We start from the raw sequence: 26,871 nt of genomic DNA, 5'->3' as shown, positions 1-26,871 counted from the left end.
CAACAACAAATTGAGGAGCTGAAAGCTAATTATAAGCGACTCTTAGAGCGTTTGGATGATTTGGAGCAATCAAAAAATTAACCCTTTATTTTTTTAGGTAATTTGTCCCAAACCAATTGATAGGAATGATCTATCCACTCTAGTATTTGCTTTACAGGAAGTTGCTCAATTACTATTGTGTTCCAATGTTTTTTGTTGCAATGATAACCGGGTACTACTTGCTCAAAGGCTTCTCTCAATTCTATCGCTTTTTCAGGTTCGCACTTAAGATTGATTCTCAAAGGAACTTCTTCCAATGCAAACAAGGCAAATATTTTGCCGTGTACTTTAAAAACTAAAGTCTTTTCATCAAAGGGAAACCCTTCGCTGACATTATTTTTAGCTAGGCAATAAGTTCTTAACTCCTCAATCATAATAAGGCATATAGGGTGGGTCTGCTCGGACTGGCATCGTTGTGAAAAGGGGCAAAGCTGAGGTTCAGCAAATAGTGTCCGTCCGTAATTGAGGAGGGGACGTATATCAGCTCTGTTATACTGCAATCCATTCTAGTGTTGTTGGGATAATTCCAAAAAGCGTGGTGAGCTGCCAAAGCGCCACCATCTTGCTCTTTATCTACTGACGGCAAGTCAATGAGTAAGTGTTTTATGTCTAATTCTCTGAGCAAGTCTGCGGCTTCTTTTTCCAAATAGGGTGGGTTGGTGTTGGAATAAGCCTTGTTTTTCTTGTCCTTACCATTGGGAAGGGTGCGAATAATGATGGACTCTGTTTGTGGCTCAATTACCTGTTCAATTTGAGCTCTAGTAATGATTAAATCTCCATCTTGTTGTGTGGGCTCAATGCTAATGAGTTGGGTAGTAAAAAAGTAGGTTTTAACACATTCGTTAATGGATTCTTTTTCTTTTGAAATATGTCCCACACATTCGGTATGTGTGCCATGTCCATGAGGGTTAAAGAAGATGTTGAAAAAATTGACCGAGCCTCCTTTTTTAACCTCGCCAACCCAATCGCCCATAACAACCGCTTCCATTTTTACATCTGGCACATACCAAGCGTTGGGATTGTCATTACCATCTTTTAAGGGCAGAGAAATATCAATAGGTTGTGTTAAATCTACCTTAAAGGTCTTCTCTTTGTGAGTGATGTTTGCTATCATGGCTTAAAAGTATTCAAAATTTAATAAATGGTATGTTTTTGCTTGATTTTAAAAAAACACACCAAAAAAGCATTTTATTTTGTTTGTTTTTGGCATTTTTTGCTCAAAAACGATTCAAAACCCTTCAAAATTGACTAAAAACATTATTTTTTTACCCTTTTTTGAATTATTTTAAAACGGTCTTTTTTTTGTAGTGGTTAAAATTCTGTTTTTTGCATAAAAACAGTAAAAAAGGAATAAAAAGCACTAAAAACGATAAAAAAATATCAAAAAACTCCATTTTTGGGCTCTTTCTTTTTTATTTCACGTAAAACAAGTCAGAAGCTATCCAATCTGCTACTAATTTGCCTTTTTTTGTCAAAATAAAAAATTCGCCATTTCTCTCAATTTCTGCGTTTTTTTGCCATTTTTTGAGTGAAAATGTTAAAAAATCGACTAAAAATGGTGAAAAACGAGCTTTTACATAGCTTATATTACAGCCTTCTTTAGTGCGAAGTGAGGTGAGCACATATTCATTAAAGCGTTGTTCTTCGGTCAATAGCTCAAAATCGTTATTCAACTTAGCTTGATTTAAGGATTTGATATACCTCGCATTATTTGAAATATTCCATATGCGTTTTTTGCCATCAAAGGAATGTGCCGATGGACCTAAGCCCAAATACTTTTCATCTGTCCAATAGCTGCCGTTGTGCTTTGCCTCGAATCCTAGTTTGGCGAAATTGGATATTTCGTATTGTTCCAAGCCCTGTTTTGGAATAAAATCCATTAGCATTTCAAACTGTTCTGAACTTTTAACTTCGTCCAGGGCTTCTTGCTTTCCTACTTTAATAGCGTGGTGTAAAGGAGTTCTTTCTTCTACGGTTAGCCCATAAGCAGATAGGTGAGGCACCTCGAAATCAATGACGGTTTGCATATTTTTTTGCCATTGTTCGTTGTCCAAGGTTGGAGTTCCATAAATTAGGTCCAGAGTGATGTTTTCCCAACCTGCATCTTGCACACCTTTAATAGAATCATAAGCTTGTTGAACATTATGCGCCCTATTCATGTACTCTAAATCTTTGGAGTGAAAAGATTGAACACCAATACTAAATCTATTAATTGGAGTGCCTTTCAACTCTTTTATTTTCTCTTTTGTAAGGTCGTCGGGGTTTGCTTCTAATGTTATTTCTCCTACTTCCGATAGGTCAAATGTTTTGTTTAGCTCATCAAATAATCTAGCTATTTCGCTTTCTGAAAGTAAGGATGGAGTACCGCCACCAAAGTAAATAGTCCGTATCTTTGTACCCTCTAAAAAAGAAGATTGAATTTTCATTTCAGTGACTAGAGCGTCTAATAAATCATTCTTGTTTTTTAGAGAAGTGGAAAAGTGAAAATCACAGTAATGGCATTGCTGCTTACAAAAAGGAATATGAATATAGATACCAGACACCTCACAAAAATAGTTAAGAATTTCAGTAATTCAGGATATAATTTATTTTCCTTAATGCTTTATTTTTGTGCACTATGCCCACTTTTAATTTCTTGTCAAACCAATACAACACCTAAAAAAATGAATCACAGTTATTTTGAAAACTTAAGCCCTGAAGAAAAAAGAGTCATTGTTGATAAGGGTACTGAAGCCCCTTTCACTGGTGAGTACGACAATTTTTATGAGGCAGGTCTATTTGTATGCCGAGCTTGTGGCAATCATTTATACGATTCTTCTTCTAAGTTCGATGCCGGTTGTGGGTGGCCCGCTTTTGACAAAGTCAAAGAAGGAGCTATTAAGAAAACATCAGATTTTGATTTGGGTTACGAACGAACAGAAATTACTTGTGCCAAATGCGATGGGCACTTGGGACACGTTTTTGTGGGAGAAAAATTAACCCCAGAAAATACACGCCATTGTGTTAATAGTATCAGCATACGCTTTATAGTAGACGACAAATTGAAGAAAGCCACTTTTGCTGCTGGTTGCTTCTGGGGTGTTGAGGAGCTATTCCGTAGCTTGAAAGGTGTTTACTCTACCGATGTGGGCTATATTGGTGGTGATACCAAAAACCCGACATACAAAGAGGTCTGTTATGAAAACACCAATCATGCAGAAGCGGTAGAAATTCTCTATGATCCTAAGCAAATAGCTTACGAAGAATTGATACAACTCTTTTGGGAAAACCATAATCCTACTACCTTAAACCGCCAAGGTCCAGATGTAGGTACGCAATACCGTTCGGCCGTATTTTATCATGACGACAATCAGAAAGAAATAGCTATCAAAACAATGAATGAGTTAGATGGTTCTGGAAAATTTAAAGAGCCTATAGTCACTCAAATTGTTCCTTCAGAGAAGTTTTATAGAGCGGAAGAATACCACCAAGAATATTTATATAAAAGAGGAAAAGGCAGTTGTGGTATTTAATTGCGGTGTAATGAAATACGAAAAGTTGTTCCTTCTGCAGAAGATGATTTAACGTATAATCGCCCCAAGTGATATTCTTCAATAATTCGTTTAGATAAAGACAAACCTAGTCCCCAGCCTCTCTTTTTAGTGGTAAATCCAGGTTCAAAAATACGTTTGAAGTTATTTTTTGCCAAGCCCTTTCCATTGTCTTGTATGTCAATTTTGAGATAATTAGCATCGCTAAATATGTTGATTTTTATGAGCCCTTTGCCCTGCATAGCATCAGCAGCATTTTTACATATATTCTCTATTACCCATTCGAACAGTGTACAGTTAATAGGGGCTGTAGCATCGTTGCATTGATTATCTAACACTATGCTTACATTAGACGAAAGTCTATTCTGCAGATAGGATACTGTATGAGTAAGAATTTCGTAGATGCTTTGTTTTTCCAAATTTGGCTTCGAGCCTACTTTTGAAAACCGTTCGGTTATCGTCTCTAAGCGCTTAACATCTTTATTGATTTCATTACTTATTTCAATCATTCCATCTTTTCCTTTCAGAATTTCTACCCATGCCATAAGAGATGATAATGGAGTGCCAATTTGATGTGCTGTTTCTTTAGCCATTCCTGCCCATACTAAGTTTTGTTCGGATTTTTTAGAACGGTTGAAAGCCAAGTAAGCTATGCCTATAAATAAAAAGATAACTACTAATTGTAGTAATGGATAAAACCTGAGCTGACTTAGTATATGAGAATCTTTATAATAAAGGTATTGTGTTAAAATGACTTGACCGTTCATTTTGGCCTCTATGATGATGGGCTCGTGTTGCTCAATCATAATCTCGAGTTGCTTTTTTAGAAAAGCATCTTGGTTATTACGATGGGGTAAATTTCTATTGCCAATAATTTCTCCTACTTCATTTGTTAGGATAATGGGTATGCTGGTGTTCTCTTGCATTATGCGACTAGCCAAAATGTTATTGGTTGGTCCCATTCCTGAATTGACTAATTGATTAGTTGCTTCTGCCCAAAGCTCTATCTTTTTTCTTTCCTCAGTATCCAGATCAGCAACTAGCTTGTTGGTGTAGGTCAGTGATGCTATGCAAATGATGGTAGCAAAAAGAACAAGAACAATCTTCCAATTCTTCCTCGTGCTATATATATTTATTCCTCCCATTCAATAATATTGTCGTAATCGGGGTTGTCTTTAATGTGTCTGTCGTTGTTCTTATCCCCGAATTGATTTTTGATAACGTCTTTTAATTCCTTCTTTTCTTTTTTAAAGCCTTCACCTAATGATTCTCTGAGTTTTAGAGTGTTGTATGAAATTTCAGGATCATCAACGGTGCCTTTCATTTTTAAGAACATAGTCATTCCTTTGACTCCGTCATCTTGAACAATACCAAATTCAGAAACTTTTTTCTTATTTTTTCTTTTAAATTTATTACCTAATATTTCATTTAAAAGGATTTTAAACTCGTAATCCATTATGTTGTCAAAGGAGTGTGTTCCTGCACCCGCAATATCTATTGCCGTAGAATGAATTTCCATAAAAGGGATATCGATTAAGTTATTTTTTATCTCAATTTGGTTCTCTAATGTAGAAAATTTTATCCGTTTTAACTCTTCTACGCTGATATAATCTGACATCATCATCAAGGGTTCAAAGTCCAATAATTCACCATTATTAATTTTTACATCTATGAAAGAGTACAGATGTCCATCAATAGGATTAAAGTATTTGTCCCATTCGTTTCTGAGGTAAATTTCGGAATCTATCTTCCCTTTTAAATGCTTGTGACGCATGGTAGTTTGTCCGAAGTTGTGGAATTCGTAAAATAGCTGACGTACATTAATGTCGTCAAGAGCCGTAGTGCTAATTAATCTCAATTTGCCACCTGAAACCTGCTCAAAACTCACGTTTGAAGTAATCTGCCCAGACATAGTTTCTAGTATAATGTCTTTGGCTTTGAGCAGTTTGTTTTTGTAGCTAATTTTTGAAGTAAAATTTCGCATATGGAAACGATCAAAAGTTAAGTCAATAAGAGAAAGATTAATATTAACTATAACATCATTAGGCAAATTGATGGCTGTTGTAGTTGATTCCTGTTGTGTATCATTAGCACTATCAGAGCTAGTTAAAAAGTCATCGATAATCATCCAATCGGAATTTAAATTTCCAGCAATTTTTAAGGGTGCATTTTTTAGGAATAGGTAAGAGAACACATTCTCAAACCCTCCAACAAAGTTAAATTTACTCTCTTCTGCCAAAAACCCATCAAATTTTGAAATAGTTAAATTATCATCTACGAGCTTTAAGTCCAGCGTAGCTTGACTTAGTTTTGGGGTCTGATTGTCATTCAGAAAATCTAAATTACTAACGTTTATATCTGCAGACTTTTGAGCCATGGCCATATCATAGGTTATTTTATTTTGCAAGCCTACCTTCCCATTATATGAGCCTTTAATTTTGGCATCACCTGCTAAGGATAAGAAATCGTGCTCATAGCCCCATTTTTTCAATTCTGATAATTGAAGTTGTGTAGCAAAGTCAGTGATAATAGTAGGGTTTTCAAGTCCCTTTACAACGGCATTAGCTTGTATGGTTTCACCATTAGCAAGGAATTGTATATCATCGAGGATAATCTCTGTGCTTGCATCTTGGCGTAGCTTCCCGTTTGTGTAATTTCCTTTTAGTGAAAGTTCATTCATATCAAAAGGTAAATCTTTGCCTTTAACAATTCCATTTTCCAATGTGAAATCAACGGCTATGAACGGTTCTTTTTGTTGATCGCTTTTGTAGTTTAACTTCACGATACTTTTACCATTAATGTCATAGCTTTCCAAAGCAGATAAATAGTCCTTAGGGATTTTTGTGAAAATAGATTTGAGGTCCAGTTGTGAAGTGTTTAAATCCACTATCATGGTTTCATCGGCACTTTCAAAACCTAAGTCAAATTGCATATTAGCAAAAGATAGGTTTGATTTTATTTTTGTTGCTAATGAATCTATAGTAATGATTCCGTTGAGTGCGATTGTTTCTTTTGGCAGGTGGTTTATCTTGTCAATTAGCAGTTTCTCGTTTACGATTTCACCGCTAATGTCTACTGATGTTAGACCATCCTGAATAGCTAGTTTTAGCTCACTTTCTTGGTTTAATATTACGGCCTCTATATTATCATTAGCATATGCAATTTTAAAATTGTCGAGAATGATATTTTCTAATCCAAAGTTTATATTTTCTCCACTACTGCTGTCTGGTGTGCTGTGCCATATTTCATAATTAGGCATACTGTCTTTGTAGTATATATTGGCAAAGCCATCTTTCAAGGATAATTCTTGAATGATATACACCTTGTTGTACAAGTCTAAAGCATTGAATTTAACTTGTAGCTGACCTATCTTGCAGAGGGTGTCAGTTTGAAAAGCATCTAAAGCAGCAACATTGTTGAGTTCAACACTTACAAATGGAAAATTTTTAATTGCAGAAAATTCAATATCACCAATCTCAATTGGGGATTTGAGCTGCTTGTTCACTTCTTGGATTATCCTTTGCTCGAAGTCATCTTGCTTATGATAAATGTAGGCAGCAGAAGAACCAGCAATAAATATAGCTAGTAATAAAAGAGATAGTAAAAGACGTTTTAGAATGCGCATAATTTTTTAACGGCTAGATTAAAATTGTATTATGCTAATTTAAATCATTTTTAGCATTGATACTTCTTTATCGCTTAAAAATCGATATCTACCTCTAGAAATATCTTTTTTGGTTAAGCCTCCGAAATAGACTCTGTCCATTTTCACAATTTTGTATCCTAAATGTGCAAATAGATTTTTGAGGGTGCTATTTCTGCCAATATGTATTTCAACCCCAACTTCTTTTTTAGGGGCATTTTGAACATAAGAAATGGTTTCAATTTCTGTTAAAAAACCAGCGACAGTAACCCCTTCTTTTATTTTGTGCATATCTGCAGCTTTTAGGTTTTTGTCTAGCGTAATGTGGTATATTTTCTTTACCCTTTGCTTGGGGAAGGTTAGCTTTTTAGAAAGTTCACCATCGTTAGTAAATAACAATAGCCCTGATGTAATTCTATCTAGTCTTCCTACTGGATAAACACGTTCTTTACAAGCGTTTGCAATAAGTTCGTAAACATTCTTTTTCTTGGGGTCGTCCGTGCTCGTTAGGTAATCTTTGGGTTTGTTCAACAGTAGATAGCGTTTAGTTTCTGATGCTATAGTTTCGTTGTTGAATTTTACTGTATCTGTTTCGAGTACTCTGAAGCCCATTTCTATAATGACTTTGCCATTGACTTGAACAAGCCCAGCTTTGATGAGGTTATCTGCTTCTCTTCTTGAGCTTATGCCCGAATGTGCGATAAATTGATTTAATCGCATTCCAGGCTTGTCACTCTTGACAGGCTTTCTAGATATTCTCTTAGCGAAAGGTTTTGTAAAAGACGCTTTTTTGGAATCCTTCCTTTTAAAGCCTCCCTTAGAGCCTTCTTTATTGCTTTTATTAAACCTGTTATTCTTTCTTTCCATTTCCCAAATTTGTGCAAAGGTAGGCAAATCACTACTCAAAATGCATTTTCTAGGTGTTCAATCTTAATACCTTCATTTTTTATGACTATGCTTAGGATGTCAAAACGTACTTCTAAGTCCAGATTTTTCAACTCCAAATAGGCTTCAGCAGCATCTTTCATCAACGATTCTTTACGTTCACTAACAAATTCTTTTGGCTGTCCAAACCGCTCACTACTTCTTGTTTTAACTTCACTAAAAACTAAGGTGTGCTCATGTTTTGATATTAGGTCTATTTCGGCTTTTCTACATCGCCAATTTCTATCTAATATTTGATGTTTTTTATGGGCTAAAAATTGAGCGGCTATTTCTTCGCTTTTTTGCCCCAATTTATGTGCTTTTTTCATAGTTTAAGGTAATTGTTTTGCCAACATTAAGGTGTGCGACCTGACCTAATTTCAATGCTCTGTTGTCGCTAATATGTCCTGCTGGAAAATGGAAACATACAGGGTAGTTGTATTCTGAAACAGTATCGATAATAATCTCTTCCGCACTTTTGCCAAAGGGTATTGTATTGTCATTCATTTTTGTCATTCCACCCACCATTAGACCTTTAAGGTGTGCTAACTTTCCATTTCTTTTGAGGTTTTGCATCATTCTATCTATGTGATATAGATATTCGTCTAAATCCTCTATAAATAATAGTTTTCCGTCAGTACAAATATCTGATGAGCTGCCAATAAGACTGTAAAGGATGGATAAATTTCCACCAACTGCTTGACCTCTCGCTTGTCCTTCTCTATTTAATGGATGGCTAATTGTTTCAGTAGATATATCGTTGCCCAATAAAGCGTCTTTTAAACTGTCAATAGATTGGCTTGTATTTGTAGCAAAACTTATGGGCATTGTGGAATGAATACTAGCAATGTTAAGGTTGTGGATTTGTGAGTGAAGAACCGTTATATCACTAAAACCTGCCAACCATTTGGGATGTTTTTGAAACCGACTAAAATTTATTTTGTCAATAATGCGAACTGTTCCATAGCCACCACGAACACATAGAATAGCTTTTATATCTTGGTTGTCAAGCATATATTGCAAATCGCTTGCTCTCTGGTCATCGCTAGCCGAAAACTGATGAAGGCTATTAAATAAATTATCCCCTAAAACAACTTCTAATCCCCAGCCTTCAATACATGCAATCCCTGGTTTTAGTTCTTCTAAGCTAATTTTACGTGCTGTAGAAATAAGACCTACTTTATCGCCTTTTTTTAAGTAGGGTGGAATGTGTTTGCTAGATTGTTCTTTATTCATCGTAGTGTTGTGCTACCTTTTAATATCTTTGCGAAGATAATTTTTTAGAACAAGTTAATGACAAAAAAACGATATACGGTTACTTCAGCTTTACCTTACGCCAACGGACCTTTACATATTGGACACATAGCAGGAGCTTATCTTCCTGCAGATATTTATGTGCGTTATAGAAAATCCAAACAAAACGATGTGGTGTTTATTTGTGGTTCTGACGAGCATGGAGCAGCAATAACTTTACGTGCCAAAAAAGAAGGGGTAAGCCCACAAGAAATTGTAGATACTTATCATCAACTCAATAAAAAATCATTTGAAGATTTTGGCATTAACTTCGATATTTATCATCGTACATCAGACCCATTACATCACCAGACAGCGCAGGAGTTTTTTAGTGTTTTAGACCAAAAACAAGTGTTTACTCAACAAGTATCACAGCAATTTTTTGATGAAGAACATAATCAGTTTTTAGCAGATAGATATATTGTTGGAACTTGTCCAAAGTGCGGTTTCGATGGCGCTTATGGCGATCAGTGTGAAAAATGCGGCTCTGCATTGAGCCCATCAGAATTAATAAACCCTAAGTCTACTTTGAGTGGCAATAAACCAATAATGAAAGAAACAAAGCATTGGTATTTGCCGATGCAAAATCATGAAGATTGGTTGAAGAGTTGGATAGAAAACGGAATGATTGATGGCCAACAATTACACGACCCTAAATATTGGCGCTCTCAAGTTATTGGTCAGTGCAAATCCTGGATTGATGGTGGACTTAGAGAACGTGCTATGACACGTGATTTGGACTGGGGTGTTAAAGTGCCAGTTGAAGGTGCTGACGGCAAAGTGCTTTACGTTTGGCTTGACGCTCCAATAGGCTATATTTCTGCTACCAAACAATGGGCGACAGAAAACAACAAAAATTGGCAAGATTATTGGCAAAATGATTCTGAACTTATTCATTTTATCGGCAAGGATAATATCGTATTTCACGCTATAATTTTTCCGATTTTATTAAAGGCTCATGGCGATTTTGTGCTGCCTACAAACGTAGCTGCTAATGCGTTCTTAAACCTTGAAGGTCAAAAGCTATCCACATCTAGAAACTGGGCCATTTGGTTACACGAATATTTAAAAGATTTCGAAGGACAACAGGATGTTCTACGGTATTCTTTGTGTTCCACTGCGCCCGAATCAAAAGATACAGATTTTACATGGGCTGATTTTCAAACCCGAAATAATAGTGAATTAGTAGGTATTTTTGGAAACTTTATCAATAGAGTTGTGGTGCTGACTAATAAATATTGGGACGGTCTTGTGCCTGAAAGAGGGGAGTTGAGTGCCTATGATAAAGATATCCTTTTAGAGCTTTCAAATTGTTCTGAAAAAGTAGGTCAATTGATAGAGCATTATAAGCTTAGGGAAGCATTGTATGAGGTTATGAATTTAGCTCGTTTGGGTAATAAATATTTGGCCGACACAGAGCCTTGGAAATTGAAAAAAACAGACGAAATAAGAACGCAAACAATTTTAAATATAGCCTTGCAGATCGCCTCGCACCTTTCAGTATTGTCTGAGCCATTTTTACCTTTTACGGCTCAAAAATTAAGTGCAATGCTCAATATTAAGCAAGGTAATTGGGATAATATCGAAGAACTTATGCCTAATCATAAGTTGAATCCAGCAAGTTTGTTGTTTTCCAAAATAGAAGACGATATCATCGAAAATCAATTAGCTAGATTGAGTGCTTAATTTATTATATTTGGGCTTAAACAAAATCAATAACTCATGAAGTGTTTTTTAAGTATAGCCCTCTTTTTTCTATCTGTTCAAGTATTCGCTCAATGTGATGGGCGATATGAAACCGAAATATTTACAGATGTTTCAAAGACAACTGTTGAATATACCGATGTTTATGATTGGTCAGCTTTTGATACAGGATTAGATATGGATATTTATCAGCCTGACAATGATACGGCTACAAATCGTCCCTTAATTATTTTTGCACATGGGGGTACCTATGTAGCAGGAAATAAAAATAACCCTGCAATGATCAGTCTTTGTGAGGCTTTTGCTAAGCGTGGGTATGTTACTGCCTCAATTCAATACCGCCTCACATCAACGGCAAATTTGTTTAGCCCTAATGCATCTGATATTTTTTCGCAAACCGTGCTTAATTCTGTATCAGATATGAAAGCAGCTGTTCGTTACTTTAGAAAAGATGTGGCGGTAAATAATAATTCCTATGGGATTGATAACGATCTTATTTTTGTAGGCGGCTATTCGGCAGGTGCTATTACAGCAGCTCATTTGTCATTCATTGATGACAATCAAGTTCCAGCAGAGTTTCAGTCTTTTTATGATTTAGCAGGAGGATTAGAAGGAAATAGTGGTAACTCAGGCTACTCTTCAGAAGTAAGTGGCGCAATTCTTTTAGCTGGCGCTTTAAATACCCTTGATTTTATAGATGCTGATGACGAGCCAGTAGTCAGTTTACATGCTACCGATGATAATACCGTTTTTTATGAATGTGCTAATGCTTTAAACAATCCCTCTTTGCCTTACCTTTGTGGATCGGGAAAAATAAGTGAAGAGTTAGATAATGTTGGACTGTCAAATGATTTATACACATTTAGTTCTGGTGGTCATGCTGCGCCTATCTTAGATATCGACGGTGTTGCAGTTCCATTTATCAGCGATTTTCTGTACAACCTCATTTGCGAAACAACATCTGTAAAAGTCAACGATTTGAAAAGTTTTACGGCTTATCCAAATCCGTGTCAGTCGCATCTTAATATTGAAAGTGCAACCCCTATCAACAATTTAGTTGTTTCAGATATGTTAGGTAACATAGTCTTAGAATTTCCTGTTGAAATTGGAGTTAATTCAATTGATTTGACTTCGTTAAATAAAGGGGTTTATTTGATACATTCTAGAGATTTAAATTCTGTTAAGCAGCTTTTTGTGAAAAGTTAGACGAGCTGAACTGCCACCGCACAGCACAGAATAAAAATTAAGTAAAATGATATTTGCAAATTGTAAATTTTGAAGATTCTAAAAAAAAGAATAGCATACTTTTTTGAGTATATACAAAGCAAAAAAAGAATAATAGAATAGAAAGAAATTAGAGCTAAAAAAGCTTCTAAGAAGTTGATTTTCATAGTTTAAGGGGCGTTTATTTAGTTTCAAATTTAGTAAAATAAATCAAGACATAGATTTGCCAGTTATGCAATCTTAAAATTTGGGAATAAAATCACATTAACACTCTTTTGTTTATTTCTTTTAATACTATCTTGTATATATGTAAAAACTTTGTTAATTTTTGTATCTTGCGAATTCAAAATTTCAGATAATTTAAAACTTAAATATTTTGAAAATAATAGATAAGGTAAAGGTATTGGCACTTTTTTTAGTTTGCTTTTCCTCTGTTCTTCAATCAAAGGCTCAATGCGGCTCCTTCGATGTAATAGTAGTTCAAGACGATCTTTGTAATAGTAATGGGATTGTAGATGTTGTTTTTACACACCCGTATACTATTGATGTAGAATTTCCCAATTCTACTACCGCAACTTACAATTCTACTCAAGATACTTTAACACTTTCAGGTTTGTTTGGTGGAGATTATACCATTACAACTGTTGGTGGGACTGTTTGTTCAGAGACGATTAACTTGACTTCGAATTCCATAATTACAACTGTATTTAGCCCTACATTTTTTACCAACGGATACAATGTCAATTGTTATGGAGATTGTAATGGTCAGGTTTTTGTGAATCTAACCAATCCATCTCAATTATATACCATTGACTGGTACGAGGACTCTGTCTTTGGAGCTCCTTTTTATACATCAACGACTGCTACAAGTAATAGCAGTAGTCAATCCAACTTGTGTGCTGGAGATTATGTGTTTTTATTCACTTCTGCTTCTGGCTGTCAATCTACTAGAAACTATACCTTAAGAGAGCCGGATAGCCTTTATATTGAAGGTGTAGCCTCAGAGGTATTGTGTAATTTAGGGTCCAATGGTTCTGTAGAGATTGATGTATTCGGCGGTGTTGGCGAAACAATCAATAATACTAATGGTACGGTTGTTGATACTTTAGATTATTCATTTAGCTGGACAGGGACAGGTGGCTATACCTCTTCAGATGAAGATATTTTTGGAATTCCTCTAGGCGACTATACTATTACAGTGACTGATGCTAATGGCTGTACTGCTGACGAATTGTTCAGTGTTGTTGATACGGTTACTCCTATTACTTTATCTCTGTTAGACCGAGATAGTGTTAGGTGTTTTGGTCTCAATGATGGAGATATTGAAGTTTCTGCTAGTGGCGGACGAGGTGATTTTGAATTTAGTATAGATAATATTAATTGGCAAAATGATGGCACCTTTAACAATCTGCCAGCTGGATTTATTGACATTTTTGCTAGAGATACCAATGGATGTGTTGGTGTCGGTACTTTTGAAATATTAACCTATTCTGAAATTACGTTTGATATACTGTCTGCTGATACAATTTTTTGTCAGGATTCATTAGCTAGTTTAAATGTAAGTGCTATTGGAGGTAACCCGCCTTATCAGTACACTATTAACCTTCCACAAGATACAGGTTTGTTTGAGGGCTTAACAGCTGGAGATTACACTGTTTATGCTGAAGATGCAAATGGCTGTGTTTCCGATTCCCTAATTCCTATACTAGACATTCCATTTTTATCTGTTGATGTGATTTCTACAGATCTGTCTTGTTTTAACTCGGCGGATGGATATATTTTGGTGAACCCTACAAATGGTACAGGAGTGTATGATATTACTATTGGCACATCGAACACCGTTACTCCTACTAGCTTTGAAGTCACTGATTTTGTAGCAGGCACATATAACATTTCTGTAACGGATGCTAAGGGTTGTCCATTTGACACTATTGTTGAACTTAACGAGCCTGAGGAAATTATTTTATCCTTTGCTAGTGTTGTCAATTCTACTTGTTTTGAATATGATAATGGTAGTATTAACTTGTCTAGTACTGGAGGTATTGGGGGTCTAACTTATGAATGGTATAAAGATGGGTTCCCCATGTTTGTTGACTCAAGCAGCGTTAGCGGTCTTTCACCTGCATCATACTCAGTGCTTGCTACTGACGCTACAGGATGTTTGTCTTCCTTAATAGATACTATTATTACTCAGCCAGAAGATTTAGTGTTGACTGTTGATTCGACGCTTAACCCAAAATGTTTCGGAAGTTTTGACGGCTATATTTCTGTAAGTGCAGAAGGCGGTTCAGTTCCATATTTTTACTCCTGGTCTGGTGATACATTAGTTAACGGTACAGACTTTTTAAATAATATTCCAGATGGATCATATACAGTTGTGGTATCGGATCTTTTAGGATGTGCAGATACAATTTCTGGAATTACTCTGACTCAACCTAGCCAAATGTCTTTTACCAACCCTATTCCGACGGTTGATATTGATTGTTTCGGTGCTTCGACAGGACAAATTAGTGTTGAGGTTTTAGGTGGATTAGGTCCATATAATATCTCGAACTTGCCTAACATTGGTAATGTAAGTTCGACTGCCAACACTAACCTTACTGTTTCAGACCTTCCAAGTGGTCAATATGAGTTTACTGTTGTAGATAGCAATGCGTGTGTTTTTGTAGATACTTTTGATATTCAACAAAACTCAGAAATGCAAGCTGTATTTTCTGATTTGATTTCTGAAACTTGTGATAATGACAATGGACAGGTGACCGTAGCAGCTTCTGGTGGTGTTCCTGGTACTGGATATTCATATGAATGGGTTCAGTCAGGACAAGTAACAGAAACAGCAATCCTATTATCTGGTGGTGAAAATAAATTTGTAAAGGTGACAGATTTTTTAGGTTGTGAAAAAGAATTTATGGTGTTCTTGCCAAAAATAGCTCCTGTTGAAATTACTTCTATAAGTACTACTGATAATTTATGTTCTGGTGATGAGCAAGGTGAATTAGATGTTACAACTTTTGGTAGTGCCTACCCATTCACTCATACACTTTCTGGTGTTGGTGATGTGATATCTTCTGATACTACCGCTACATTTAATGGTTTGTCATCAGGTAGCTATAGTCTTAGTGTTACAGACAGTAACGGTTGTTTTGATACCTATTCACCTATTTTAATTGAAGAAAACTTTATTATCTCTGTTGAAGTAGATACACTATCATCAACGACGTTGAGTTGTAATGGTGATGATACTGGTAAAATATTCCTTAATGTAGACGGCGGAAATCCTTTCCCAGGAGATTATTATTGGTTGTTTGTTAACGACCCGGACTTTTCTCAACAAATAACATCAGACTCTATTACAGGTTTGTCTGCGGGGACTTACAATTTATCTATTCAAGATGCCAATGGATGTACTCAATCTGTTTCTCACGAAATAACCGAGCCAGAACCAATAAGTGTCGTTCATGTCCTAACACCAACATCGTGTAATGGTAGTAATGACGGAGAAGCCCTTGTTATTATCTCTGGGGGGACAACTGATTTTTCTCTCTCTTCCAATCCATCGTCTATTACTTTTACACCGCTTTCAGCCGATACATTTTTGGTTTCTGGTTTGTCAGAAGGATTGTACTTTTATGACATTATAGATGCTAATGGTTGTGATAAACTGAATAACTCGTTTTATATTTCTCAGCCCTCAGCAATTGAAGTCGTTAATATGTCTTCAACATTAGAGAGTTGCCTAGGCTGGGACGCTACTGCTTCAGTATCAGTAACAGGCGGAACTACACCATATATCTATTTATGGTCTTATGATGTTGACTACCAACAGCCTGTTCAATTAGAAAATAACACTTTGAATCCAACTGCAAATAGTTCTAACATAGAATTCTTAACAGAAGGTTTTTATTACGTACATATATGGGATTTCAATTCATGTTATACTCTTGATAGTATTAATATCTCTAAAGCTAATTCGCCATCCCTTTCATTGTTAGGCACAGTAGATAACCTATGTTATGATGATGAGGACGGCCAGATTTCTTTAACAGCCACGGGAGGCAGTCCATACTATGAGTATTCATTAAACGGTGGTGTTTCTTGGCAATACCTTTCTACCTTTAGTGGACTAGAGGAAGGCTTTTATAATGCAACGGTACGTGATTCATTAGGTTGTAGTGCCGAGTTAGAAAACATTGAAATTTTGTCTCCCCTGCCAATAAGTGTGAGTGTCGAGGCTCAGGATGTGAGCTGTGTAGATTACTCTGATGGCTCTGCATCGGTTGTAACTGTAAGTGGAGGAACGCCATCAAATTCAGGTTATTCTTATAGTTGGCAAAATGATAATGGAGTAAACCTTTGGCCAGGTAATTTATCAGGAATTAATCCTACTGTTAATAATCTTTTGCCAGGAACTTACCAATTAGAAGTTGAAGACAACAATGGTTGTACTACTACATATTCGCCAATTATCATCGATGAGCCTTTGGACGTTACTTTAGACCTTTCTGTATTGTCTAGTTATAATGGCATGGACATTTCCTGTTTCGGCTATTCTGATGCTGTAATTTTGGCAAACGCTGGCGGTGGAGCAGGTTCATTTACTTTCGAGTGGTTTGTTTCTTCTCAAGTAGATGATATTAGGACTAGTATATCAGCAGGATTTGACACCTTATCTTTAGTGCCTCAAGGTGATTATACTGTTGTTGTAACAGATTCAAGAGGGTGCGTTACAGAAGATGAAATTACTATATCACACCCTAATCAAATTGATGTTGATTTTGAAGATGTCATCAATATACGTTGTGAAGGTAATGCCGATGGACAAGCAACTTCAACATTTTCAGGCGGTTTAGGTTTTGGTAATTACTCAGTAGTTTGGACCGATTCTGATAACAATACGATTTCCTTATTACCAGAAATTGATAATTTAAGTGCAGGCACCTATTATGCTACATATACAGATAACAACGGTTGTGTCGGTTCTGATAGTTTAACGATTGACTATTCAGAATTGTTTAGCCTAACCAATACAGCCGATACTACTTCAGTTACTTGCTTAGGTTCTATTGATGCTTCATTCAACTTTAATGCTGTTGGTGGTTGGTCTCCTTATACTTATGACTGGAATGACCCTCTAAATCAACAATCTGCTACTGCCGTAGGACTTGCTCCTGGTATGTGGTACACTAATATAATTACCGATGGAGATGGTTGTATATTGATTGATTCAGTATTTGTTACAACACCTACGGACTTAGTTGAAATTACAACATTTACTATTGAAGATAATGATTGCTACGGTGATAATAATGGATCTATTGATGTTGTTGTAGCGGGTGGTACACCTAATTATCAATATCAGTGGTCGGGTCCTAATACCAATTCTACAAATGAAGATATATCGAATCTAATCAAGGGTGTATATAATATTGTAATTACAGACGCTTCTGGTTGTGAAATAACGGCAACTTATGAAGTTGATGGGCCAGATAGTCCTCTCTTAATAAATTCTGTTTCTACTACTAATGTAAGTTGTAACGGTCTTTCTGATGGTACTGCTAATGTTAATGGGCAAGTGACAGGAGGAACATCCCCATATATTAATATTGATTGGGATGGTGAGAATCCTTCTATATTGTCTGCAGGCTCTTATACTGTAGAAGTTACAGATGATAACGGCTGTAAGTCGTCTGCCTCATATACTATATTCCAGCCTGATGCTTATTCAATATCTCTTGATGTATTGAATGAATATTGTGAAGGACAAAACGGAAATATACTAGTTCATGCAACTGGAGGGACACCTTTTGCTAACGGATATTATAATTATGAAATTGATGCAACTTCGGGAATTTCAACTACTCAAAACTATCAAGCTTCTGCTACTAATGATCCTAATATAGTGGTTGACTTTCCAGCAGATAATGATGTTTCAGATACCCTGTTCTTACTTACCATAACTGATGATAATGGATGTATTTATACTGAAGAAGTAGAGATTCACCCAGCAAGAGTCTTTAACTATAATTCAACTATAAATGTTTGTTACGGTGATAGTATTATTATCAATGCAAATAGGTTTGATGAATATAGTACGTATTCATGGGTTGTAACACCTAATCAGCAAATTTATCAGGACGAATCTAATTTAGAATTAGTTGTAACAAATTCATCTACTGTTTCTGTTACAGTAAGTGATTATGCCTCTGCTTGCACATTTACGGATGAACTTGATATAGTTGTCTTAAATCCAGTAATAGCCTCTAATGAAGACTTTGGTATAATCAGAGGACAGAGTGCTACTCTTTCTATTATTGATGGTGAACCGCCATATTTGTGGAGTACAAGCGAGTCCACAAGCGATATAGTGGTTAGCCCACTTATCACAACAACTTATGTTGCCTATGCATTAGATACTTTAACAGGCTGTATTGGCAACGATACTATTAGAGTATTTGTAGGAATGAACGAGGGCTTTTCTCCTAATGGTGACGGCTATAATGACACTTGGGAAATTAGTTATCTAAATCAATACGAGTCAGCTAAAATTGAAATATTTAATCGTTGGGGAGCATCAATATGGTCTTCATCATATCCAAATATTGAGAATTGGGACGGTAAATATAACGGTACTGATTTGCCTGTTGGATCCTATTATTACATTATAACGTTTGATAGTAGTTTAAATAAAGAACCTTTAACTGGTCCTGTGACCATTGTAAGATAAAAGAATGAAAAAATTCATATTATATTTCGTTTTACTTGTAATGTGTAACGTGTCGTTAGCTCAGCAGTTACCTCAATTTACAAGCTATCAGTTAAGTCCTTTTTTATATAACCCTGCTTTTGCTGGTGTCGATGGGACTACCCAATTGAATGCAGTAATAAGAAATCAATGGTCTGGTGTAAGAGAAGCGCCTCAAACTGATGTAATCAATGGATATGGATTATTGCGAAATGAAAAGATGGCTGTAGGTGCTACCGCATTCAAAGATGTTGCTGGAGCTGATAGTAGAAGAGGAATTACACTAAGCTATGCTTATCACTTAAGAGTAAAAGATGATATTAGCCTTTCATTAGGCTTGTCTGCAGGTTTTTTACAATATAAATTAGATCACACCATCGTCAATCCATATGATGAAGGTGACCCTGTGTTTAACTCTCCTATTTTATCTTCAGTTGTTCCAACAGCTACATTTGGAGCTTATCTTTATGCTGACAATTTCTATGCTTCTTTGGCATTACCTCAACTTCTTTCAAGCACTTTCACAGTTAAAGATGAGTATGATGATAATAGTTTAATTGAAGGAGGTTTAACCAATCATATTTTTGCTGGTGTAGGATATATAAAGGATCTTAATGATGCATTCACTATAGAGCCCTCTTTATTGCTTATGATGTCATCTCCTTCCCCTGCTAGTATTGAGCTCATGACTAAGGTTACCTTTAAAGACCTAATATGGACAGCGTTATCTTATCGATTTAATGATGCTGCTTGTATGTATATAGGTGTAGATATCGACGAACGATTTTATGTCGCCTATGCTCATGATTTTGTAACATCTGAACTTTCTACAGTTACTAGTGGATCAAACGAATTTAAACTTGGCTTTAAGTTTAACAGGGCTAAATAAAAAAAAGTCCCCTAGTATTAGTAAAGGACTTTTAAATTGTCTAACAATAAAGCTAACCAAAAACAAATGTTACGACAAGCAAATTTATGTGTTTTGTCCTCGTTTGGTCTAATTCAAACTTTCTTTTGTTAACACTTAAATGTTAGTTAAGTCGCTTTTTTTCGTTTAAAAACAACTTTAAAATATGGTTTTTACAGCTTATTTTCTAGCGTTATTAGTCGGTATTGTTTTAGGTCTTATTGGTGGGGGAGGGTCAATTTTAACAGTTCCTATATTAGTTTATGTAATGGACGTTAGTCCCGTTACTGCTACGGCATATTCATTATTTATTGTTGGTATATCTGCTCTAGTTGGAGCGCAACGTTTTTACCAGAGAGGCGATATAAACTTTAAGGTTAGTTTGTATTTTGCTATACCGTCTTTATTAGGTGTTTTCTTTTGCAGAAGATGGATTGTTCCTAATCTGCCTGAGACCATTCAATTTTTTGAATTGTTTGCTTTTCAAAAAAACACTTTTATTCTCGTATTTTTTGGAGGGATAATGTTATTGGCTTCACTTTCAATGCTTTTCTCTTGGAAGTTATCGGCTACAAATCGAGATAATAATTTTCTACTTATCGCATTAGATGGGATAATTGTCGGTATTATTACTGGTTTTGTTGGGGCTGGTGGCGGCTTTTTAATAATACCAGCATTACTACTTCTTACTAATATTAGCATTAAGCAGGCGGTAGGAACTTCATTATTAATTATCGCTATTAAGTCAATTTTAGGCTTTACTGCAGAATTGAACAATCCTATCGAATGGGATTTATTACTATTATTTACTGCCTTCTCCATCTTGGGGATTATTATCGGTTCTCATTACTCAAAGTTGATAAAAGGTCCCCTTTTAAAAAAATCATTTGGTATTTTTGTATTGTTAATGGCGGTTGCAATACTTGTCAAAGAGTTATTTTTTTAAGACCATCGTCAATCTAATATTATATTTATGAAAATAGAACAATTATATACCAAGTGTTTATCCGAAGCGGCTTATTATATTGAATCAAAAGGCGAGGTTGCGATAGTCGACCCTTTGAGAGATATCGATGTTTATATTCAGATGGCAAAAGATAATAATGCGACAATAAAATATATTTTTGAAACACATTTTCATGCTGATTTTGTATCTGGGCATCTTGATTTGGCCAGAAAAACTGGAGCAACGATCGTTTATGGCCCCAATGCCGATGCTAATTTTGACTTTCATAAAGCTTTCGATGGTGAAGTATTTAATATTGGTGATATTTCTTTAGAGTTGCTTCATACGCCCGGACATACTATGGAGTCCTCATGTTTTTTGCTTTCCGATGAAGAAGGAAAAAACCATAGTGTTTTTACCGGTGACACTTTATTTGTAGGGGATGTTGGTAGGCCAGATTTAGCAGTTAAATCAGGTGATATTACTCAAGAAGATCTAGCTGGATTGTTATACGATTCATTAAGAACTAAATTACTGACTTTATCAGATGATGTTATTGTTTACCCTGCACACGGAGCTGGTTCAGCTTGTGGAAAAAATATCGGTTCAGAAACGTATTCTACAATTGGTGAACAAAGGCAATCCAATTACGCTTTAAAAGACATAACAAAAACAGAGTTTGTTCAAGAAGTTACCGATGGTTTACTAGCACCTCCAGCATATTTTTTTACTGACGTTATGAAGAATAAAAATGGTTATACCGATTTAGATACAGTCATATCTAATAATCTTAATCCGTTAAATCATTCCGAGTTTGTGAGTTCAGTAACTGATGGAGTTGTAATTTTAGATTGCCGTTCTCCTCAAGATTTTTCAAATGGCTTTATTGAAGGCTCAATAAATATTGGTTTAAAAGGTCAATATGCGCCCTGGGTAGGAGCTTTGTTAAATCCTGAATCATCATTGTTATTAGTTACGGATAAAGGCTTTGAACGTGAAGCTATAACTCGATTGGCAAGAGTAGGTTATGAGAATGTTATTGGCTTTTTAGATGGTGGTATAGGCTCTTATGCTGGTGATTTAGAAACCATAAAAAACTGTTCACCTGAAGAAGCTTCATTGAAAATAGGGCGGGGGCATGAACATATTCTTGATGTTAGAAAACCTGGAGAGCGATCTAATGGTTACATTAGTCAATCTACTCATATCAGATTGCAAGAGCTACCCGCCAAGATATCAGAGTTGAATAAAGAAGATAATATTATGGTCTATTGTGCTGGTGGATATCGCTCCATGATTGCTTGTTCAATGTTGGCTGCTAATGGTTTCAATAACACGATTAATGTAGAAGGCGGATATTCTAAGTTATCAAAGGAGGATGTGCCGATTACCGAAGGCCAATCGTGCTCAAACTAAAGAGATATGGAAAATGTAAAACTAAATTTGATAGATGTGAGGACCCCTGCTGAGTTTAATGCAGGAAGTGTTCCTAATGCTATTAACGTGCCTCTAAATGAGGTGGTGTCTAGATTTGAAGAGCTAAAAGAATTACAGCCGATGCTGATTTTTTGTGCTGCTGGTGTTCGTTCTCAAAAGGCAATAGATTATTTGATAGCAAATGGAGTTACCCAAGTTGAAAACGGTGGCGGGTGGTTAGATGTAAATGCTAACTTAAATAAGTTATAAGGTTTCAAATTTGAAGCCATGTGAGTTGAAGTAACTCAATACTCTGGGTAAAACCTGCTTGACATTTTCTATTGACTTTTCGTTTTCGTGCAAAACAATTATAGAACCGCTCATTGCATTGCTAATTATATTATTGTAGCATTCTTCTGTCGAGGTGTTTTTGTCAAAGTCCCAGCTTAATATATCCCACATTATTATATCATAATATTGACTTATATGTCTTATCTGAGATGGCTTTATTCTGCCGTATGGTGGTCTAAACAATTTGCTATGTAAAAATTCATTAGCTTTTTCTATGTCTTTAAAATAATCTTCGTTTTTTGTTGCCCATCCGTTTAGATGAGAGTATGTGTGATTTCCAATTTGGTGTTTTTCTTCAACACATCTTTTTAGTAATAGAGGATGTTTTTCTGCCTGTGAGCCTTGGTAAAAGAATGTCGCTTTGGCTTTATATTTTTTTAACTCATCCAATATGAATGGTGTTAAACTTTCGTGTGGGCCATCATCGAAAGTGAGGTATATAGTTTTGTTAACCCTTTCTTTATTCCAAATTATTGAAGGAAAAAAACGCTGAATAATTGCAGGTATTTGAACGAGTTTTAACATAAAAAAAGAGAGCCAAAAGGCTCTCTTAGAATATTTTAATTATTGATATTTTTCATAAAGTTCAACTATCTTTTTTTGCGAATCTTCGTCATTATATTTGGTAGTTAAACTGTACATATTCGAAATAATCTGATTAGCTATTTGGTATTCTCTTTGAATTTTACTCAATAATTTTTCGTCTATTGAGCTGTAATAGTCTAATTCGTCAAAATAGGTGTCAGTCAAAATACTTATAACCTCTCTTGCTTTTTCTATTTTTCCGATTCTGTAATATCCTTCCGCTAATGGAAGGTTGAAATAATTGTATGGTATTGCCTCGTTTGGCATAATTTCTACACATTTATCAATAACGATTTCAGCTTTGTCAAATTCCCCTTTTCTAATTAGGGCGTCTGATAATCTTGCAAAATTATTTCTGAAATTCATAGTCATTCTCATGTTTGTTTCATCCAAATAAATTGTTGGGTCTTGCATATTCCCCCATTTGAATTTATTAACTAAGTTGTCATACATAATATCAGTAGCAATTTCACCTGTTTGTCCATCTGTTGAGTTGGCTAAATAAGGCACGAATCTGTAGGCTAATCCATCAAGTTGAAAATATTTTTCTAATCCCATAAAGTTTCCAGAACCTACAGTAATAGCGAAATAGATTGGTCTTTCCCAGTTAAAATTAGCCAGAATATCTAGCACCATCATTTCATTTTTACTAAAGCCATTGCCTTTAAGTTCCCATTTCACTTCATCAACTATTCTGTCTCTATAGCTTTCTGGAACAACACCTTTACTAATAACATCATCTTTATCAATGGTGATTTTGAGTTTATTAGTTGGGCAATAGTCGGACTTTTCGCCATTTCTTGTAAAACCTTTAGTTTTGTCACTATCACTAGCGATAAAGTTCACAACATCTTTTACTTCAACGTAGCCTTTATTGTTATCTCTAATAAGGATATAATCTCTAGTCCCTTGTTTGTATTTATCCCAAGTCATTGAGCTTGGAATTGGTGCAGCATCATAAGCGGCTCTTTTCATTTGATCGATATACCAGTCCGTATTAAAGAGGCTTAAGTTAACGACTCTTATATCGGTACGTATTCCTTCGACTTCTTGTGCGTACCAAAGTGGGAATGTATCATTGTCGCCATTAGTAAAGATTATAGCGTTAGGAGCGCAAGAATTTAGATAGTTTGTCGCAACATCTCTAGCGGTATACCTTCTAGATCTGTCGTGGTCGTCCCAATTTTCTTTTGCCATTAATGTGGGCACTAAGAGTAAGCAGAGTGCGGTAGCTATAACGGAGCTATTTACGGCTGATAATTTTTTAGAAAGAAAATCTATTATTGCCATTACACCTAGCCCAATCCAAATAGCATATGCGTAGAATGAGCCGACATAGGCATAATCTCGTTCTCTTGGTTGGAAAGGATATTGATTAATATATACCACAATTGCAATACCAGTAAATAGAAATAATAAAAAGACGACTAGGGCATCATTTTTATTCTTTTTTATTTGATACAGTAATCCAATTATACCAAGTAAAAATGGCAACATATAGTAGTTGTTTCTACCTTTATTGTCGGCCATATTTTTAGGGATATTGTCTTGAGGTCCAAGCCCACGTATATTTTCATCAATGAAAGGAATGCCACTCATCCAGTTTCCTTTATTAATTTCGCCGTGACCTTGTATATCGTTCTGTCGGCCAGAAAAATTCCACATAAAATACCTAAAATACATATGGCCAATTTGATATCTGAAAAAATAGGTCAAGTTCTCTGAAAAAGTTGGGGGTCGCTTAGCGTTTTTTTGACCACTCCATTGTTGATAGGCTTTAGCGTGTGAGGGTTGTTGAGAGCTCCACATTCTTGGAAAAAATCCACTAAACTTTGAGTCATAAACAGGCTTTGAATTTTTTCTGTCGTTTGTTATCACGTATCTTCCTGACTCTTCATCTTTTTTGTAAACAGGGGTTCCGTCTTCAAGATCAACAATATTTGCATTATAATGTTGTCCGCTAAGGATAGGCCAATCTCCATATTGCTCTCTGTTCAAATAAGCTAATAAACTTACTGCATCTTCTGGATTATTTTCATCTATAGGAGTGTCTGCATTTGAGCGAATAACCAATATGAAAAAGGTAGAATAACCAATTAATATTGTAGCAAAACTTACTAAAGCTATACCCATCGTAGGCTTATTGTTTCTTTTAGCATATTTTAAACCAAATACAATTCCAAGAATTATAAGAGCAAAATAGATGATTGTACCTGAGTTGAAGGGAAGTCCAATAGTATTGACGAAAAATAATTCAAAGCCTTTTGCAAAGTTTACAACTTGAGGGATTATAACGCCTTGAATGCCTCCAGTTATTACAACAGATAGTAAAAATACTTTTATTAGCCCCCAAGTGCTTACTTCGTATTTTTTGAAATAATAAATAAACACTAATGCCGGAATCGCTAATAGATTTAGAAGGTGAACACCTACAGATAAGCCAATTAAATACGCAATTAAAATAATCCATCTAGAAGAATATTTGTCATCTGCCTCACTTTCCCATTTTAAAATTGCCCAAAAGGTAATGGCTGTAAAGGTTGATGACATAGCATACACCTCTCCCTCTGTTGCGGAAAACCAAAAAGAGTCTGTAAATGTATATGCTAGAGCTCCTACAAGTCCGCTTCCAAAAATTCCAATTTTTTGCGCTAATGAAAATTCGTTGTTTTCATTTGAAACAGAGGTCATTTTTTTTGCTAAAGCAGTAATCGTCCAAAATAAAAACAAAATAGCAAATGCGCTGCACATTGCTGACATTAGATTTATCATGAACGCAACGTTTGTAACGTCAGTAGCAAATAAGCTAAAAAACCTTCCTAATAATTGGAATAGAGGTGCTCCCGGAGGGTGACCAACCTCAAGTTTATAAGCTGTACTTATATATTCTCCGCAATCCCAAAAACTTACAGTAGGCTCGATTGTAAGGAAGTAAACAAAAAATGCTATTGAAAAAGTTAACCAACCTAAAAGATTATTTGATTTAATATAGTTCATGAGGATAATGTAATTGTTTTGTTGCGAATTTAATAAATAATTCCTCCAAATAGGAATCATTTTTATGATTTAAAACATTTGTTATATTTTTTTTGGAGCTACAATTTTAATTGTTACTTTTGTCGCCCTATTTTGCCCGATGGTGTAACTGGCAACACGTCTGGTTTTGGTCCAGAAGAGTCTAGGTTCGAGCCCTAGTCGGGTAACTTTTTTTCTCTCTTTTTTCGATATTTTTTTCTTTTTTAAGCTTTGTTTTTTTTATATATTTGCTAGGTGGTGGATTTTATCCTCACGTTAACCAAAACAAGTATTTATGATAGCTTCATTATCTAATCTAAGAACAAGTAGAAAATTACTTTTTTTCAATTCTATTTTATTTGCATTCTTACTTTTAAGTTCTAGTGTATATTCACAGTCAAATTTTAGCCCAGCATCTGATATTTCTTTAAGTAACTTGGTTCAAGGTTCTCTTTCGGATATTAGTTTCGTGATAACCCAAGATGCTGATGAGTCTGATATTGCTTCTAGCATTATTGTTTCAAATGGTGGTTCTTTTGACATTTCTTCTCT

Annotated in this window: 19 protein-coding genes and 1 tRNA gene; 10 read left to right on the top strand and 10 right to left on the bottom strand. The window is 35.4% G+C overall.

Features of this window, described 5'->3' with window-relative positions; translation table 11 throughout:
* Positions 1-77: 77 nt before the first annotated feature.
* From P8I29_02985 to hemW, 3 genes are all read right to left on the bottom strand, one after another.
* The gene (locus tag P8I29_02985; GenBank protein MDG1916760.1) at positions 78-416 is read right to left on the bottom strand and encodes an MmcQ/YjbR family DNA-binding protein; all 339 of its coding nucleotides are present in this window, start codon (positions 414-416) and stop codon (positions 78-80) included.
* Positions 410-1,153, bottom strand: a complete 744-nt coding sequence (locus P8I29_02980; GenBank protein ID MDG1916759.1) for a cyclase family protein — start codon at positions 1,151-1,153, stop codon at positions 410-412. Before P8I29_02980 ends, P8I29_02985 begins: the two co-directional genes overlap by 7 nt.
* A gap of 298 nt (positions 1,154-1,451) precedes the next feature.
* Entirely contained in the window at positions 1,452-2,582 is a 1,131-nt protein-coding gene (hemW, locus tag P8I29_02975; protein ID MDG1916758.1) for a radical SAM family heme chaperone HemW, read from the bottom strand.
* A 120-nt stretch (positions 2,583-2,702) separates the two neighbouring features.
* On the opposite strand from hemW, the gene P8I29_02970 reads away from it, so the two are divergent.
* Positions 2,703-3,551: a bifunctional methionine sulfoxide reductase B/A protein gene (locus tag P8I29_02970; protein ID MDG1916757.1), complete on the top strand. Its 849-nt coding sequence runs from the start codon at positions 2,703-2,705 to the stop codon at positions 3,549-3,551.
* Here the strand turns inward: P8I29_02970 and P8I29_02965 are convergent.
* The 5 genes from P8I29_02965 to P8I29_02945 are packed head-to-tail and all read right to left on the bottom strand — an operon-like array spanning position 3,548 to position 9,372.
* Positions 3,548-4,714, bottom strand: coding sequence for an ATP-binding protein (locus P8I29_02965; protein MDG1916756.1), 1,167 nt, complete (start codon positions 4,712-4,714; stop codon positions 3,548-3,550). The two genes, P8I29_02970 and P8I29_02965, sit on opposite strands and share 4 nt — an antisense overlap.
* Positions 4,702-7,194: an AsmA-like C-terminal region-containing protein gene (locus P8I29_02960; protein MDG1916755.1), complete on the bottom strand. Its 2,493-nt coding sequence runs from the start codon at positions 7,192-7,194 to the stop codon at positions 4,702-4,704. The genes P8I29_02965 and P8I29_02960 overlap by 13 nt, the downstream gene beginning before the upstream one ends.
* Before the next feature lie 39 nt (positions 7,195-7,233).
* Positions 7,234-8,079 carry a pseudouridine synthase gene (locus P8I29_02955; GenBank protein ID MDG1916754.1) on the bottom strand — a complete coding sequence of 282 codons (846 nt, stop codon included), beginning with the start codon at positions 8,077-8,079 and terminating at the stop codon, positions 7,234-7,236.
* 35 nt (positions 8,080-8,114) lie between these two features.
* The gene (locus P8I29_02950) at positions 8,115-8,465 is read right to left on the bottom strand and encodes a YraN family protein (GenBank protein MDG1916753.1); all 351 of its coding nucleotides are present in this window, start codon (positions 8,463-8,465) and stop codon (positions 8,115-8,117) included.
* Positions 8,449-9,372 (bottom strand): LD-carboxypeptidase, encoded by a 924-nt coding sequence (locus P8I29_02945; protein ID MDG1916752.1) that lies wholly within the window; start codon positions 9,370-9,372, stop codon positions 8,449-8,451. Before P8I29_02945 ends, P8I29_02950 begins: the two co-directional genes overlap by 17 nt.
* Before the next feature lie 57 nt (positions 9,373-9,429).
* On the opposite strand from P8I29_02945, the gene metG reads away from it, so the two are divergent.
* The 7 genes from metG to P8I29_02910 all read left to right on the top strand — a co-directional run bounded on the left by metG (position 9,430) and on the right by P8I29_02910 (position 22,638).
* Positions 9,430-11,115 (top strand): methionine--tRNA ligase, encoded by a 1,686-nt coding sequence (metG, locus tag P8I29_02940; GenBank protein MDG1916751.1) that lies wholly within the window; start codon positions 9,430-9,432, stop codon positions 11,113-11,115.
* A 36-nt stretch (positions 11,116-11,151) separates the two neighbouring features.
* Positions 11,152-12,339: a T9SS type A sorting domain-containing protein gene (locus P8I29_02935; protein ID MDG1916750.1), complete on the top strand. Its 1,188-nt coding sequence runs from the start codon at positions 11,152-11,154 to the stop codon at positions 12,337-12,339.
* A gap of 394 nt (positions 12,340-12,733) precedes the next feature.
* A complete protein-coding gene (locus P8I29_02930) occupies positions 12,734-19,081 on the top strand; it encodes a gliding motility-associated C-terminal domain-containing protein (GenBank protein MDG1916749.1) in 6,348 nt (2,115 codons plus the stop codon).
* 4 nt (positions 19,082-19,085) lie between these two features.
* Positions 19,086-19,988, top strand: a complete 903-nt coding sequence (locus P8I29_02925) for a type IX secretion system membrane protein PorP/SprF (protein ID MDG1916748.1) — start codon at positions 19,086-19,088, stop codon at positions 19,986-19,988.
* A 184-nt stretch (positions 19,989-20,172) separates the two neighbouring features.
* On the top strand, positions 20,173-20,952 hold the full coding sequence (locus P8I29_02920; GenBank protein ID MDG1916747.1) for a sulfite exporter TauE/SafE family protein: 780 nt from the start codon (positions 20,173-20,175) through the stop codon (positions 20,950-20,952).
* Positions 20,953-20,979: 27 nt separating this feature from the next.
* Positions 20,980-22,368 carry a rhodanese-like domain-containing protein gene (locus tag P8I29_02915; GenBank protein ID MDG1916746.1) on the top strand — a complete coding sequence of 463 codons (1,389 nt, stop codon included), beginning with the start codon at positions 20,980-20,982 and terminating at the stop codon, positions 22,366-22,368.
* Positions 22,369-22,374: 6 nt separating this feature from the next.
* Complete coding sequence (locus tag P8I29_02910) at positions 22,375-22,638, top strand: rhodanese-like domain-containing protein (protein ID MDG1916745.1); 264 nt, start codon at positions 22,375-22,377, stop codon at positions 22,636-22,638.
* Here the strand turns inward: P8I29_02910 and P8I29_02905 are convergent.
* Positions 22,633-23,244: a polysaccharide deacetylase family protein gene (locus tag P8I29_02905; GenBank protein ID MDG1916744.1), complete on the bottom strand. Its 612-nt coding sequence runs from the start codon at positions 23,242-23,244 to the stop codon at positions 22,633-22,635. The genes P8I29_02910 and P8I29_02905 overlap by 6 nt on opposite strands.
* Positions 23,245-23,283: 39 nt before the next feature.
* A complete protein-coding gene (locus P8I29_02900) occupies positions 23,284-26,301 on the bottom strand; it encodes a DUF2723 domain-containing protein (GenBank protein ID MDG1916743.1) in 3,018 nt (1,005 codons plus the stop codon).
* Between the two features lie 133 nt (positions 26,302-26,434).
* Here P8I29_02900 and P8I29_02895 point away from each other — a divergent pair.
* Positions 26,435-26,507: transfer RNA gene (locus P8I29_02895), tRNA-Gln, on the top strand.
* A gap of 107 nt (positions 26,508-26,614) precedes the next feature.
* The coding region (locus P8I29_02890) for a hypothetical protein (GenBank protein MDG1916742.1) at positions 26,615-26,871 on the top strand (257 nt) is incomplete at its 3' end.

Source organism: Flavobacteriales bacterium (assembly GCA_029248105.1).
Classification (GTDB): domain Bacteria; phylum Bacteroidota; class Bacteroidia; order Flavobacteriales; family UBA7312; genus UBA8444.
The sequence above is the reverse complement of the archived record's forward strand: the minus strand, read 5'-3'. Positions and strand labels throughout refer to the sequence as shown.

What these genes read in the sequence shown, in the direction of transcription:
- P8I29_02980 (MDG1916759.1), bottom strand. Translation starts at nt 1,153, where the DNA reads ATGATAGCAAACATCACTCACAAAGAGAAGACCTTTAAGGTAGATTTA.
- P8I29_02970 (MDG1916757.1), top strand. Translation starts at nt 2,703, where the DNA reads ATGAATCACAGTTATTTTGAAAACTTAAGCCCTGAAGAAAAAAGAGTC.
- P8I29_02965 (MDG1916756.1), bottom strand. Translation starts at nt 4,714, where the DNA reads ATGGGAGGAATAAATATATATAGCACGAGGAAGAATTGGAAGATTGTT.
- P8I29_02960 (MDG1916755.1), bottom strand. Translation starts at nt 7,194, where the DNA reads ATGCGCATTCTAAAACGTCTTTTACTATCTCTTTTATTACTAGCTATA.
- P8I29_02955 (MDG1916754.1), bottom strand. Translation starts at nt 8,079, where the DNA reads ATGGAAAGAAAGAATAACAGGTTTAATAAAAGCAATAAAGAAGGCTCT.
- P8I29_02950 (MDG1916753.1), bottom strand. Translation starts at nt 8,465, where the DNA reads ATGAAAAAAGCACATAAATTGGGGCAAAAAAGCGAAGAAATAGCCGCT.
- P8I29_02945 (MDG1916752.1), bottom strand. Translation starts at nt 9,372, where the DNA reads ATGAATAAAGAACAATCTAGCAAACACATTCCACCCTACTTAAAAAAA.
- metG (MDG1916751.1), top strand. Translation starts at nt 9,430, where the DNA reads ATGACAAAAAAACGATATACGGTTACTTCAGCTTTACCTTACGCCAAC.
- P8I29_02935 (MDG1916750.1), top strand. Translation starts at nt 11,152, where the DNA reads ATGAAGTGTTTTTTAAGTATAGCCCTCTTTTTTCTATCTGTTCAAGTA.
- P8I29_02925 (MDG1916748.1), top strand. Translation starts at nt 19,086, where the DNA reads ATGAAAAAATTCATATTATATTTCGTTTTACTTGTAATGTGTAACGTG.
- P8I29_02920 (MDG1916747.1), top strand. Translation starts at nt 20,173, where the DNA reads ATGGTTTTTACAGCTTATTTTCTAGCGTTATTAGTCGGTATTGTTTTA.
- P8I29_02915 (MDG1916746.1), top strand. Translation starts at nt 20,980, where the DNA reads ATGAAAATAGAACAATTATATACCAAGTGTTTATCCGAAGCGGCTTAT.
- P8I29_02910 (MDG1916745.1), top strand. Translation starts at nt 22,375, where the DNA reads ATGGAAAATGTAAAACTAAATTTGATAGATGTGAGGACCCCTGCTGAG.
- P8I29_02905 (MDG1916744.1), bottom strand. Translation starts at nt 23,244, where the DNA reads ATGTTAAAACTCGTTCAAATACCTGCAATTATTCAGCGTTTTTTTCCT.
- P8I29_02900 (MDG1916743.1), bottom strand. Translation starts at nt 26,301, where the DNA reads ATGAACTATATTAAATCAAATAATCTTTTAGGTTGGTTAACTTTTTCA.